8 protein-coding genes and 2 pseudogenes are annotated in these 14,188 nt (G+C 47.9%); 5 read left to right on the top strand and 5 right to left on the bottom strand.

Annotated features, from left to right (window positions below; all coding sequences use genetic code 11):
• The first annotated feature begins 270 nt into the window (after nucleotides 1-270).
• From ACO6UX_RS08930 to ACO6UX_RS08915, 4 genes are all read left to right on the top strand, one after another.
• On the top strand, nucleotides 271-1,917 hold the full coding sequence (locus tag ACO6UX_RS08930; RefSeq protein WP_422446827.1) for an ankyrin repeat domain-containing protein: 1,647 nt from the start codon (nucleotides 271-273) through the stop codon (nucleotides 1,915-1,917).
• 43 nt (nucleotides 1,918-1,960) lie between these two features.
• Nucleotides 1,961-2,302: a hypothetical protein gene (locus ACO6UX_RS08925; RefSeq protein WP_422446825.1), complete on the top strand. Its 342-nt coding sequence runs from the start codon at nucleotides 1,961-1,963 to the stop codon at nucleotides 2,300-2,302.
• 145 nt (nucleotides 2,303-2,447) lie between these two features.
• Nucleotides 2,448-5,570, top strand: coding sequence for a hypothetical protein (locus ACO6UX_RS08920; RefSeq protein WP_422446823.1), 3,123 nt, complete (start codon nucleotides 2,448-2,450; stop codon nucleotides 5,568-5,570).
• A gap of 268 nt (nucleotides 5,571-5,838) precedes the next feature.
• A complete protein-coding gene (locus ACO6UX_RS08915) occupies nucleotides 5,839-8,388 on the top strand; it encodes a hypothetical protein (protein ID WP_422446821.1) in 2,550 nt (849 codons plus the stop codon).
• A gap of 63 nt (nucleotides 8,389-8,451) precedes the next feature.
• On the opposite strand, the gene ushA is transcribed toward ACO6UX_RS08915, so the two are convergent.
• From ushA to ACO6UX_RS08890, 5 genes and pseudogenes are all read right to left on the bottom strand, one after another.
• On the bottom strand, nucleotides 8,452-10,050 hold the full coding sequence (gene ushA / locus ACO6UX_RS08910) for a bifunctional UDP-sugar hydrolase/5'-nucleotidase UshA (RefSeq protein ID WP_422446819.1): 1,599 nt from the start codon (nucleotides 10,048-10,050) through the stop codon (nucleotides 8,452-8,454).
• 169 nt (nucleotides 10,051-10,219) lie between these two features.
• Nucleotides 10,220-11,356: a hypothetical protein gene (locus ACO6UX_RS08905; RefSeq protein WP_422446817.1), complete on the bottom strand. Its 1,137-nt coding sequence runs from the start codon at nucleotides 11,354-11,356 to the stop codon at nucleotides 10,220-10,222.
• A 35-nt stretch (nucleotides 11,357-11,391) separates the two neighbouring features.
• Nucleotides 11,392-11,562 (bottom strand): hypothetical protein, encoded by a 171-nt coding sequence (locus tag ACO6UX_RS08900; protein ID WP_422446815.1) that lies wholly within the window; start codon nucleotides 11,560-11,562, stop codon nucleotides 11,392-11,394.
• A 246-nt stretch (nucleotides 11,563-11,808) separates the two neighbouring features.
• A pseudogene (locus ACO6UX_RS08895) lies at nucleotides 11,809-12,135 on the bottom strand (IS1634 family transposase); the annotation flags it as partial.
• Between the two features lie 92 nt (nucleotides 12,136-12,227).
• Nucleotides 12,228-12,383 (bottom strand): annotated as a pseudogene (locus tag ACO6UX_RS08890) (ATP-binding protein); the annotation flags it as partial.
• Between the two features lie 269 nt (nucleotides 12,384-12,652).
• Here ACO6UX_RS08890 and istA point away from each other — a divergent pair.
• A complete protein-coding gene (gene istA / locus ACO6UX_RS08885) occupies nucleotides 12,653-14,182 on the top strand; it encodes an IS21 family transposase (RefSeq protein ID WP_422444748.1) in 1,530 nt (509 codons plus the stop codon).
• Nucleotides 14,183-14,188: the final 6 nt, after the last annotated feature.

Here is a 14,188-nt window from a genome sequence, read left to right as displayed (position 1 = left end):
AAACAACGGCTGAACCGTAAATCGGGATTTGAGCAGGTTCTCAATTCAACTGTTGAATTCTGGCTAAGTTTGCCAGCTATGCCTTGATAGGGGAACTTTCCAATGATCGATCAGTCATAAAAAACAAATTTGACTATGAATTGTCGTGAAAATGTACGGTAGGACTCTACCCGGTCCGTTTTTGCACTTTGCCCGACAGGATGTGACTGTCATTTTTATCCAGTTGAGAGTCCAAAAATGTATCTGACAAATGACTGAGGTCCAACAACAATGAACTGCAATTATTCATTAGTCCCTTCCGCACAATCCAGAGCTATCCCGGAAAAACCGTCGGATAATAAGGATAATAAGACTGCAACGGGCATTCCTCAGATTCCCTGCGAACATCGCAGTCCTCCTGCACCTGAGACCGTACCGTTAGCTGATTTCACCATAACCAGGGTCGATGTTAACTCTGAGCCCGCTGCTAAAAAAGCACGGCTTGAAATGCCCAATGTGCTTTCACAACCTTACGCAATAGTTCAGATAACACCGGAGGCTTTAACCTCTTGCTTTCAAGAGTCGTGCAACTCGGATGATGGCGAGAAGCTTGCTCGTCTATTATCGGGTACGGATGAAAAAACACGGAAGGAATGGTTCAGTTGCCCACTGTCGTTCAGCGATAAAAAAGACACTCCGATGATATATGCTGCCCGGCGTGGTCATGCAGCAGTTGTCGAGACATTAATCGACCATCAGGCAAATCCCTGTGAAAACAATCCATTTTCTTCCCTTCAGAGTAGTGCTCTAACTATTGCTGCGCAGGAAAATCAAACGAAGGTCATTCAGGTGATGACCAAATCCAAACAGTTTGATCCTGACAACCCCAGGAAAGATGGTATTACCGGATTGATCATGGCCATAAAAAAGGGTTACGCCGAGACCACGAAAATCCTTTTGGAGCACAAGGCTGACCCCAACTTCAAAATTCGTTGCGCTGGGGATGATAAGATTGGATTCAGATCCATTGGCAACTTTGGAGAGAATGAATCAATACCACCAGGGCTGCTTTGGTTTACTCCTGTTATGTTTGCAATTGTATATGGAAACCACATTATTCTGGAGCAACTGCTCGCAAATGGTGGAGATCCAAATAATATTGATTCGGCTAATCCCATTCAGCAATCACCATTATTTATGGCAACATCTTCCAGGACTCCTGCAGCAGCAAAGATGATCGAGATTTTATTAAACTATGGAGCTAATATGCACGAACGGATAGCTCTGCGTAAAGAGGTTCTCAGGAATGTAACCCAGGAAAAAACTCAACTCCATCATACTCTGCTTGAACTCGCATGTTTTTGCTCTGAAACAGAATCTGATCCTGAATCTCAATTACATAACAATGCTCAAATTTTATGTGATCATTTTCGAACACCTGAAGGTCAATCAGTTGAAAGGTCAATTCTGAAGTGGTTTTATACTGGTCAAAGTATCTTGAAAAATACAGTTTTGACCAGCGATTTTTGTGATGAAGCCATGACCAGACCCTCTCTGAGAGAGTATCTCATACGCCATTTAAGTTTATTAACTTCATTGTTAGATGTGTTTGGTAATGAAGAATCTTCCGAATCCCGGGATGACAAGTATCAAAGAGCAGTCAGTTGTGCCAAAGAAACAAGACTACGTTTGCACGAAGATTTAAAAAGTGCTAATTCAGCTGAGCTTCGGCAAATGGTAGAAGAAGTGTTGGATAAATTTAATGACTACAACATGGATTTTAATGATGAAACGATAAAGAAATTTCTCAAAGCAAATGAGAAAATTGAAGTGGAAAACCCCGCCTTGAAAAAAACAGAGTATCAAATTGAAATTTTTTCTGTGCTATTAGTTAATCCCATGGAAGTTATTAACTACATTTTTCGTCTATTATTTTAGTGATCATTAAGAAGGAGTATTACAGCAAGGTTTGGGCTATTTGTTGTTAGCCCTTGCTGTGCTGCTGTCAGTGTTCCAGATCTGGCAGGGCGTGACCTCAACCATTTATGCAGCGTACTTCAGGCCAGCTCACCTGACCTGGGTGGTGGTACTGATTTTTCTGCATTATCCACTCATTAAAAACTCCGGGAATAAACAAGAAGGCAGCCCGATAATGGTGACTGGCCGATTGGTAGACCTTGGGTTCTGTGCTCTGGCCCTGTTTGCTGGATACCAGATCATACAGTTTGACTATAACGATATTAACTATCTTCTGTTTGGCTTGGCCAATACGGATTTGCTGGCGGGTGTCGTTTTTACGCTGTTATTGCCGTGCCTTTATTAGGTGATTTCGGGTTACTGGTCGCCCCGCAATGGCGAATGGGGGCAAAGCAAAGCCCACGAACCACAAGCGAGTGAACCTAATAACCGTTTTGAGGTCAAACTGCGGTGTTTATAGTTCAACTGCGCAGGGTTTTATTCTGAAAGCAATGGCATCAACCTATACCCGTCCAAAGCCTGATGGCCGGGTTGAACTGCAAGCCGGTTCAAGTGGGACGTCTAACCACTATATAAGTACATATAATGGTAAAAGAGTCTCTAATCATCAGTCCTCTGGTGGTACAGCCAAGAATCTGGACGATAGCAGACGTATTGAAGATGCCTTTTGGCAACAAAAAATGTTGCATGGGCGTCAAATCACCACGGCTTGTGTGATTACAGCCTACGGCAATGATAGAACGTCTCTTAGAAGCGGCTTCTTCCTGCAAAAACTCTGCTTAAGGAACATTCTCCATAACAATAGAAACATCACCCCGGATCAGGTTGTCCGGGCGTTTAACCTGAAACCAGATCACAATAAGAGCAATTTAGCGATAGCGTGCTTCAAAGCGGAATGTTGCCTGAAGGGGCTGTCAATGAACGACCAACGGCTCACACCGGAGGCAGTGGTTAAGGATTTCCCGGATAGCCCGGAGGGCAGAATGGCACTGGCGCACTTCAAGGAAAAATGTTGCCTGAGTGGCTTGGCGTTGAACGACCGGCAGTTCACACCGGATGTCGTGGTTAAGGATTTCCCGGATAGCCCGAAGGGCAGACTGTCCCTGGCTCACTTTAAGGAACACTGTTACCTGAAGAAGGTGATGTTGAATGGCCAGCAAGTCACAACGGAGGCGGTGGTTAAAGATTTTCAGGCAGCCGGGGCAACAAAGGCGCTGGGGCGTTTTAAGGAACATTGTTGCCTGAAGGGAGTGAAATTGAATGGCCAACTGGTCACAGCGGAGGCGGTGGTTAAGGACTTTCAGGCAGCCAACGCAAAACTGGAGTTGGCACGCTTTAAGCAGCAATGTTGCCTGCTGGGGCTGGCGTTGAATGACCGGCAGGTGACACCGGAGGCCGTTTTTAAGGATTTTCAGGCAGCCAAATCAACACTGGGGCTGGCGCGCTTTAAAGCGGAATGTTGCCTGAGAGGTGTGCCACTGAACGGCCAGCAGGTGACACCGGATGAGGTGGTCAGGGATTTTCAGGCAGCCAAAGCGACACTGGCGCTGGCGCGCTTTAAAGAGCAATGTTGTATGAATGGGCTGATGTTGAATGGCCAGCAGGTAACACCGGATATGGTGGTCAGGGATTATCAGGCAGCCAACGCAACACTGGAGCAGGCACGCTTAAAGGCGGAATGTTGTCTGAGAGGGCTCCCATTGAATGGCCGACAGGTGACACCAGAGGCAGTGGTCAGGGACTTTCAGGCACTCAGGGCAACACGGGAGCTGGCACGCTTTAAAGCAGAATGTTGCCTGAGGGGCCTGACGTTGAATGGTCGGCAGGTGGCACCGGATGAGGTGGTTAAGGATTATGCGCGGGGTGGATGGCTGCTTGAAAGTGCAATTTTCTATGCTCAGCTGGCATTGAGTGACAGGGTATTGAATGGCCGCTATCTGGATAACAAGGAAGTATTGGACGCGTTTCATCAAGCTCCGGGGGATCATTCTTCAAAGCAGGTCAGGTATCTGATTCAAAGGCTGAGACAATCCTGGCGGTACGATGAAACCAAAGAAGTTCAGGATTTGCTGCAAGCGGCCTGGCGAATCTTGGACAACGTATCGGTCAAAGGTGATGAACAACACCGGCTGCAATGCATATTGAAATTCATGGCTATGCATCATGAGTTGCGAATTGATCATAAGCGGGTGTCCGCAGAGCAGGTATTGCATTCCATCAAAATACTGAGGCGTTCATTTCAGAATTCACGCCTGCATTTCTTTTTCCTGGCATACTGCTGTATCAACAGCCAGTCTGTTAATAAACGACAGATCCATAAAGATCAGGTTATGGCGTGTCTTCAGAGTTTTCCTGAAGCCAGCAAGCTCCGCCACGCTTTAAACTGCTGGTTTGAACAATGCAGCCCGGCATCCAATATCATGGATGAGTTGCTGTTCAAATCGGATTTCCTCTCCGAAGTGATACCCGATACAGAGAGCTTTGGCCGAAGAGCAACATCGGTAGAGGTATCCGTTGCCAATCCTGACAGGGAGGAACTATTCCCTTATCAGGCCAGGGAATACCGGGATGAAACAAAACCTGTGTCTGCTACCTGGGCAATGATCGTCAGAGGGTATCAACCCCTGAAACAATGGCCACGAACAGGCGCAACGAGTGTCCGGGGAGTTCCACAGTTAAATGCGCTAACGCTGAAAACACTGGAGGTTATTCAGGAAATCAATGGTGCCAATACCGCTCCAACCATTCTGATTACCGGTTCATACTCACGTTTTTTACAGAACCTCTGCCCGGTATTTAATGATATTGATATTATCTGCACGACAGAAGAGGTCGCCAGAGCGCTTTTTGACAAGCTGCAGGCACTGAACACCGACAGGGATTCAGAAATGCCAACAAACATCAGCATCACATCAATCCCGGGATGTCAGGCGATTAAACTGCCAAAAGCCTACAACATTCATCTTATAGACGGTGATTTGGGTGCTAAAGCAATGGAGTTTCAGGTCAGTGTTGATGACAGAGTCATCCATGAGAATGCAGAGCCATCTGCCGTTCGCGTTCCCGGCGTTGAGAGGCCGGTATGGTATTTGTCGTTTGCTGAAGAAACCAGGCTTATGAACGATACGCTGGAACACCTCGCTGAGAACCTCGACCCGTTGACAGAGCAATTGCAACAAGGGGCGGTATTTGACTTACCCCGAACGCTTCTTTTTAACAACCCTGTGAACACCGGGGAACGTATTTATGGCTTGCTGATGCGCTCCCTGCTTACTCTGAATAAAGCCAGGCAATTTATCGCTCTGTACTCTGAGCAACAAACCGGAAGATCAGACTTTCGGACTGACCAGCTGCAAGAACAACAACAACGCCTGCATACACTGACTGCGAAGCTTCAAACGAAATTGAATGGCCATGTTTGCCGTCATGATTTTGAGCAACGGGTAAATGGCTGTCTATCGACCATGCATAATGATTACCAGATCAAGAGGAAGGGCTTTATCAAAGCACTGCTGGCGATGATGCATCCTGAATATGACCAGGTAAATATGATCACCGACTGCTCCTCCCCCGAACACTCCACACAGGAACCTAACCATTATTTTCAGGTCTGACAGTGGTATTTATGGTTAAAGTGCGCCGGGTTTTATTCTGAAAGCAACAGCATCAACCTACTCATCTCCACATTCTGCTGGTCGGTTTGGTCAACAAGCCAGTTCAGGCGGGGTTCCTGATTGTTCAAAAAGCACCTGTAACTGCAAAAGTGTTGCAAGTCATCCGTCTTATAGAGCCACAGCTATCCCCTCAGATATTGGCAAATGTACTGAGGATGCCTTTTGGCAAAAAAAAACATTAGAAGGGCGTCAGATAACCACGGCTGTAGTGCTTGCTACCTATGAAAATGAGAAAACGTCTCTCAGAAGCGGGTTCTTCCTGCAAAAGCTCTGTTTACAGAACGTTTTACATGGCAATAGAAAAGTTACCCCGGATCAGGTCATTCAGGCATTCAACCGGCAGCCGGACCGAAAGAATAAGTACAAATTAGCAATAGCACGCTTCAAGGCCGAATGTTGCCTGAAGTGTCTGCCGTTATATGGCTATCAGGTTACACCGGGTGAAGTGGTTAAGGATTTTCCGGGTAGCCCGGAAGGCAAACTGGGGATAGCGCGTTTTAAGGAACAATGCTGCCTGAAGGGCCTGATGTTGAATGGTCGGCAGATTTCACCAAATGCGGTGGTTAAGGATTATCAGGCAGCCAACGCAAAACTGGAGTTGGTGCGCTTTCAGGAACAATGTTGCCTGAGGGGACTGTTGTTGAATGGTCGGCAGTTCACGCCGGATGAGGTGGTTAGGGGCTATCAGGCATTAAAGGCGACACTGTCGCTAGCGCGTTTTCAGGAACAATGTTGCCTGAAGGGGCTGTTGTTGAATGGCCAGCAAGTGACAACGGATGTCGTGGTTAAGAATTATCAGGCAATCAAAGCAACACTGGAAGAGGCACGCTTCAAAGCGGAGTGTTGCCTCAGGAGGCAGACATTGAATGGTCGGCAGGTTACAGCGGATGAAGTGGTTGAGGGCTACCAGATAGCCAACGCACCACTGGAGCTGGCACGCTTTAAGGAACAATGTTGCCTGTGGGGCCTGATATTGAATGGTCAGCTGGTCACACCGGATTCAGTGGTCAGGGATTTCCCGGATAGCCCGGAAGGTGGACTGGGGATAGCACGTTTCCAGGCGGAATGTTGCCTGAGGGGGCTGTTATTGAATGGCCAGCAGGTCACACCGGGGGCGGTGGTCAAGGATTATGAGCGTGGTGGCTGGTTGCTCGAGAGAGCTATTTTTTATGCTCAGCTGGCATTGAATGCAAAAGCGTTGGATCAAAACTGTCTGGATGATCAGAAAGTATTAGAAGCATTTAATGACGTTCCCGGGGATTATTCTTCAAGGCAAGCCAGGTATTTGATGCAAAGCCTGAAACCTCCTCAGCGGTACGATGACGCCAATGAAGCTCAGAATGTACTGCAAAAGGCCTGGCAAATCTTAAGCAACGTATCGGTCCGGGACGATGAGCAACTCCGACTGAAATGTACATTGCAATTCATGGCGATGCAGTATGAATTGACCATTGATCATCTGAGAGTAACCGCAGAACAGGTATTGCAATCAATTACCGCACTGAGATGCTCATATCAGAATTCACGCCTGCATTTCTTCTTTCTGGCGCAGTGTCATATCGCAAGACAGCCTGTTAATGGACGGCAAATCCATAGGGAGCAGGTTCAGGAATGCCTTCAGAGTTTTCCCGAGGGAAGCAGGCTGCGCCATGCGTTAGGCTGCTGGTTTGAACAATGCAGCTCCGCAGCCAATATAACGGATTCTTTACTGGTTAAACGGGTAAGTGCCGTTACCTCGGGTAGTGATAATTCTGACGGATATAAAAATTTTGTCGTACAACAAGAGACTTCTGTTGCCATTGCCGCTGGTGCTGTTCAAACCCGGAAGTACTTGCCAAATGAATGGATAGCAACAAGCGGGCCGGAGACTCCGAACCATCAGATTCCGCAATTAAATGCACTAACACTGAAAACCCTGGAGATTATTCAGGAAATCAATGGTGCCAATAACGATCCAGCCATTCTGATTACCGGTTCATACTCCCGTTTTTTACAGAACCTCTGCCCAGTATTTAATGACATTGACATTATCTGCACGACAGAAGCGTCTGCCAGAGCACTCTTTGATACGCTGCAGTCACTGAATACCGACAGGGACTTTGAAATCCCCAAAAACATCACCATCAGGCTAATACCGGGATGTCCGGCGATTAAACTACCAAACGCTTATAATATTGAGCTTGAATACGGTGATTTGGGTACCAGGGCAATGGGGATTCAGGTCAGTGTTGATGCCAGAGTCATCCATGACAATGCAGAACGATTGGCTGTTCATGTTCCCGGCGTTGAGAGGCCGGTATGGTATTTGTCGTTTGCTGAAGAAACCAGGCTACTGAACGATACGCTGGAACACCTCGCCGAGAACCTTGATGCGCTGACAGGGCAATTGCAACAAGGGGCGGTATTTCACCTGCCGCGAACCATTCTTTTTAATTTTCCGCAAAGCCCTGATGAGCGTATCTACGGCCTGCTGATGCGCACCCTGCTTACCCTGAATAAAGCCAGGCAGTTTATCGCTCTGCACTCTGAACAAAACCCCGGAAGTCCTGACTGCCGGACCGACCAGCTTCAACAAGAGCAACAACGCCTTTATGGGCTTAGTGCGAATCTTCAAGCCAAATTGCATGGCCATGTTTGTCTTGCTGCTTTTGAGCAGAGAGTTAACGACTGGCTAACAACAACTCACCATGTTAATGATTACGAGATCAAGAGGAAGGCTTTTGTCAAAGCGCTGCTTGCGTTGATGCATCCTGAATAAGTGCAAGTGTGCGCTAGTCCTTTTTCACCGCGTTCACTTTATTTAGACGTCAGCAGCGTCGCCTTAATCGCTGCCGTATAATTTCAATATCTGTCGCTCGACACCTTTTGGTTCATAATCGGCAACGCTAATGGGTGAGTTTTTTTCGATGTACTCGCGAATCACTTCTGCGTCCAGAAAGCCTGTATCTACAAAGCCCGGATAGGAACTCACATCAGGATACTTATCACCTCCCCTTGCAGAGAAACTCAGAGTTGCCATCTTATAAGTTTTATTCCTATCCAGTGGTTTCCCGCCAATACGAACATGTTCAATTCCCGATGCGGTGATCACCATCTCAACACCAGAGAAGTGAGCAAATGCACCGCTATTAGCGGGCATTTGACCAACAACCTTAAGGTAATCGAGAACCTGCTGACCAGACATCTCAACAGTAGTCAGTGTGTAGCCGAATGGAAATACGATCAGAGCATCTTTATAAGTAATCTCTCCGGCATTGATGCTGGCACGAATCCCGCCTCCATTGGTTACCGAAAAGTCAGCACCGGTTTTGTCCATAAAAGCCCGGGTCAGTAACGTGCCCAGATTGGTTGGCTGGAACCGCACTTCTTTATGTTCGCCCATTAAGCGTTGGTCGACATTGCCAATTTTAACATCAACCAGTTTTGCACCCGCCTCCTGATAAGGAGAAAGAAGCCTCATCATTGCTTCATGATAAGGAATTCTGGTTTCACTTTCCTTGTGGTTAACAGGGATCAGCTGGTAATCAATAAGTTCGAGATCACCCTGTTGATAAACGAAATCTGCGCGCCCAACGTATTTGCCCCACTCATGGGCCTGTACGATCCAGGTGTCATTTTGCAAGTCAGGCTCAAATAATGGATCCTGGGAGTGACCGCCAACAATCAGGTCGATGCCGTTTACGGTACGAGCAAGTGTTACATCACCGGGAGCCTTAACACCATGATTGCCATTGGGGTAGTGACCCATGTGCGTTGAAGCAATGATCACATCGGCCTTCTCTTCCAGTTTGGGCAGTAATTCACGCGCTGCCTCAATCGGGCTTGCAAATGTCAGACCTAGCACATTCTCAGGATTAGACGTTTTAGGGGTATCGTCTGTGGTTAAACCCATAACCGCGACTCGAAGGCCATCAAGATTGAACATGGTGTAAGGCGCAAACAATGGCTCCCCACTTTTCTGATCGATAATATTGGCTGACAGGAATGGAAATTCTGCCAGTTCTTCCTGCATCATCAATATATCTCGCGGGTTATCAAATTCATGGTTGCCAACAGCCATTGCATCGTACCCAAGCATATTCATGCCTTTGAAGTCAGGTACAGCGTCCTGCAGGTCTGACTCGGGTGCACCTGTATTAATGTCACCCCCGGACAGTAGCAGTACATGTCCACCTTCTTCAGATACTTCTTTGCGAATCTCCTCAATCAAAGTCATTCGGGCTGCCATCCCGAACTGATCTTTCCTGTCATGCCAGAACCGACCATGATGGTCATTAGTGTGCAGTACCGTTAACTGGTAAGTTTTATCCGGGTCGAAGGCGGGGCCCGTTTGTTTTTCCGGGATAAGGGAGCATGCGCTAACCATAACCGCAATAGCAGCGACGGCCAGGTGAGTTGGTTTTGATAATTTAAATGCCATTTAAATTATGTCCTAAAAAATAAAAAGAAAAAATTGTTTTATTTGGGTGAGTGAGTTGCATAAATCTCGTTATATCAAGAGAGGTTAACTACTTAACAGCCTTAGCTCAAATCGGCAGAGATATTAGAGGCTGTTGTAAAAGTTACTGATCATTAACTCAGGATAAAGATCAAAAGTCGTCTATAACTACTAGTTTTTTGCCATCACCTTCAGCTGTGATACCAGTAAGGACTCCATGTTTTTTTGCTGTCTCAGCAACACCCTTATTGCCTCTTCCCTCTGTAACAGCCTCGGGAGTGGCCATGGCAGAGAGCAGCAAATCGACCAGATAGCTCATGCAGTCATCAGATGGTTGCTCCAGACAACTGATAAACGCCTTTAAATTGAAGGTTAAGTGATTAAACAACGTAGCGGGGGACTCAAATACATCAGCTATAGGTTTATCCCGAAAAAAGTAGTTTTGACTTCCGTCCAATCTATAGTCAGCCAAGACCCTGCTATGGCTTAACGACTGAGCTTCAATGGCTACTGCCAGGGAAATAAGATTAAGTCTACTCTGCTCGCTCATCAGTAATACGTCCAGACAATTATTGCCATTGATATCTTTGATGGCAGGGTCGCTTCCCCTCTCTATAAGGGGTTGGATATAGGCCTGATCTCGCCTGGCGCAAGCATAATGCAATGGTGTCAGACCGTATTTATCCTGTGAGTTTATATGCCTGCTGACCGGTAAACTTTCTGATTGTATTATTTTTGTGAACACTGGGTATTGTTTTTGATGTCCACGTGTTGAAGCTTTTTTATGTCCTTTGGCAATCAACAGGTGCAGCAAATTTTTCCGGTTACAGTCCTCAATAAAAGGATCAGCACCCATTTCAGTGATTAAATCAATGGCAACCTCACCGCCACCGTTTGCTATGACAGACATTAAACCCGTTACATATTTCCATTCTGGCCACCACAGACAATCATTGATGGACAGGGCTGGATTTTGCTCCAGAATTTCTTTGCCTTCCTGGATAGCCTGGGAAATTTTGGCCATGGAGCTGGTTTTATGATGCTCGACAGTCAAATCCCAGAACCAATGCTGAATGGGAGTTACCGGCCCATCGGGGTTGGAAGACTCTAAAGTGGATGGTGCATCTGACGATGATGCTTGCATCTCATTAGCCTTTTCAAGGGCTTTAAGATTTTTTCTGGCAATTGCCACTAACTCAGCCTTAGTAGCCTGATTCTTGGGCAAATCTAGCTGATCATCAAGTTTCGCAAATGCATTTTGCACGCCAGAAATCGATGTGGGAACCATATCTGTTTACCCTGTAGTGTGATTGACATCAATCTTCAGGTTCCTGGAAAAATCATCCAGAGCATCACACCAGACCAGAAAAAAAGGAATAAGTTCATTTTAAAGAGTCGATAAAGCTCGACAAGATTGTTCTTAACCGCCTCGTCGTTGCCCGCCCAACGTTCTTTCAGGCAGGGCAGCGTCAGCAAGGCTTCCACGGCTTGCACATCCGGAGGGCCTGCATCACGACACATGAACGCAATGTTCCCAAGTAAATTCAGACAGGTTAGACGTTCCTGTACGGGCAGGTGGGTGGAGTCACGTTTCAGGCAGGGCAGGCTCAATAGGCTTTCAGGTTTTCCTTATCCTGTGGTAATGAAACGATAAAGGAGTGTGACTGCCTTTCACCACCCCTATCAGGAATATAACGACTCGTAAAAAATGCCCAAAATTTGAATGATCGTCCATTGTCTTTACTTCAAACCGACCACATGTTCCTCCTGATTATTGACCGTTAAGACATTTATTCCCTGGAAACAGAAAAACACCCATCTCGCCGTTGGGTTCTGGCAGGGCTTCTTTTTCTGGTTTGGAAATACTCGGCTCTGTTTTTTCAGCTCCTGCCTTATTTTGTGCTGGATAGCAGCATAGACCATCAGGCACAGTGTCATCACCATTAACAGGGCTTCAATGCGCTCAGCTTTTTTCAGATAGAGTGAAGAGACCAGAAAGTCCAGGCTTTTCAGGAATCGAAAGCCGCCCTCAACCTGTTGTTGTGACTTGTAGGTAGACAACAGCTCCGTGGCATTCATGCAATTCTGATCCAATTCATGCGCATTCCGGAGCATTCGGCCACCCCCCATCGGAGCGCAGCGACGCATCGGTTTGCAGCTTAGGACTTAGGTTCGGACTTCGCCAGTTTTGCCTGTTTCTTGCGCAGTGACTCACCCTTCAGAGGGACGCGGTGGGCGTTATGAATCAACCGGTCCAGAATCGCATCTGCCAGTGTCGGATCACCGATCAGTTCATGCCAGTGATCAACCTGCATATTCTGGCTAATCGTGAACGCTCATTCTGGCAAAGCGTGAACACGAATTCTGGCCAGGCGTGAACATGGATTCTGGCTGATCGTGAACATTTTTGCCCGATTTCCAGAATCGCGTTCACGACTCCAGAATTCATGTTCACGACACCAGAATCGTAACGGTAACGTAACTATTTCCCTTTCTTAAGCATTGATTTCGTTCAACTTGTGCCGCTCCCCTTAACTCTCAATCAAAAGGAGCAGCGGCCATGCCAATGGAAACGAGGTTACCAATGCGTAAAATCAGGGACATCTTGCGACTCCGGTTCGAGTGCCGGTTAACCATCCGACAGATCTCTGTCAGCCTCAGAATCAGCACGGGTGTCATCACCAAATACCTGAACCTGTTCAGTGAATCCGGGCTGAGCTGGCCACTGCCGAATGAGATGGACGATACGTCACTGATCAACCAGCTCACTCCTGAAGCCATTAACCGCCGATATCAAGGGCTGATTGATCCTGACTGGATCGATATTCACCGTTCCCTCAAACAAAAGGGAATGACCAAACAGGTGCTCTGGGAGGAATACTGTGACGTTTACCCCCACAGCCATTACAGCTATGCCCAATTCTGCCATCGCTACAATGAGTGGCGCAAAAAGCAGAAACGCTCCATGCGCCAGGAGCACCGGGGCGGCGAAAAACTGTTTATCGACTATGCGGGTCTGACCGTCCCCATTGTCAGCCGTGAAACCGGCGAAACCGCGCCAGCACAGATCTTTGTTGCCGTGCTGGGGGCATCCAGCTACACCTATGCTGAAGCCAGCTGGACCCAGGGCCTGCAGGACTTTCTCTGCTCCCAGGCCCGGGCGTTTCAGTTCTTTGGCGGCGTGACCCAGTTGCTGGTTCCGGATAACCTGCGCAGCGCAGTATCCAAAGCCTGCCGCTACGAGCCACAGATCAACCGGAGTTACCAGCACCTGGCCGAACACTTTGGCACCTCCATCATGCCTGCCAGGCCTTACAAGCCGAAAGATAAGGCAAAGGTAGAGGTCGCCGTGCAGGTCGTTGAGCGCTGGATATTAATGCGCCTGCGCCATACTACGTTCTTCTCGCTGGCGGAGCTGAACCAGGAAATACGACGCCTGCTGGAAGACCTCAACAACCGACCTTTCAAGCAGCAACCCGGTTGCCGTCGTACGCTGTATGAGCAGCTGGATCAACCGGCGCTCAGGCCCTTACCCCGGGAGGCATTTGAATACATCGAATTCAAGTATGCCCGGGTCAATATTGACTACCACGTGCAGTATGGAAACCACTCCTACTCAGTGCCCCATCAGCTGGTACGTGAGCAGGTGGAAATCCGGGCAGGACAGCAACTGGTGCAGATCTTCTACAAGGGGAAGCCGGTAGCCAGCCATCCCCGCAAATGGGGAACCGGCTTCACCACCCGCACAGAGCATATGCCAGAGCGCCACCAGAAACAGCAGCAGTGGACACCGGGACGACTCCTGAACTGGGCGAAAAAGCTGGGCCCCGACGTCCTGTGGTTTACTCAGCAACTGCTCGATAGCAAAGAGCATCCGGAACAGGCTTACCGTGCCTGTCTTGGACTGCTCAACATGGAGCGTGAATACGGCGCTGACCGATTGAATGCGGCCTGCCACCGGGCCAGAAACACCGGTGGTCGGCGAGTTGCTAATGTCCGTTCGATCCTCCAGTCCGGATTAGACAAAATCCCGCTGAACAAGGCAGAAACCAGCGACGATGATCGTGTGACCAGAAGCCATGAAAACATTCGCGGCGCCAGCTTTTACCAGTGAGGAGCG

Source organism: Endozoicomonas sp. ALB091, assembly GCF_049310265.1.
GTDB lineage: Bacteria > Pseudomonadota > Gammaproteobacteria > Pseudomonadales > Endozoicomonadaceae > Endozoicomonas.
This window is presented reverse-complemented; position numbering and strand designations above follow the sequence as displayed.

What these genes read in the sequence shown, in the direction of transcription:
- ACO6UX_RS08905 (WP_422446817.1), bottom strand. Translation starts at nt 11,356, where the DNA reads ATGGTTCCCACATCGATTTCTGGCGTGCAAAATGCATTTGCGAAACTT.
- ACO6UX_RS08930 (WP_422446827.1), top strand. Translation starts at nt 271, where the DNA reads ATGAACTGCAATTATTCATTAGTCCCTTCCGCACAATCCAGAGCTATC.
- istA (WP_422444748.1), top strand. Translation starts at nt 12,653, where the DNA reads ATGCGTAAAATCAGGGACATCTTGCGACTCCGGTTCGAGTGCCGGTTA.
- ACO6UX_RS08920 (WP_422446823.1), top strand. Translation starts at nt 2,448, where the DNA reads ATGGCATCAACCTATACCCGTCCAAAGCCTGATGGCCGGGTTGAACTG.
- ushA (WP_422446819.1), bottom strand. Translation starts at nt 10,050, where the DNA reads ATGGCATTTAAATTATCAAAACCAACTCACCTGGCCGTCGCTGCTATT.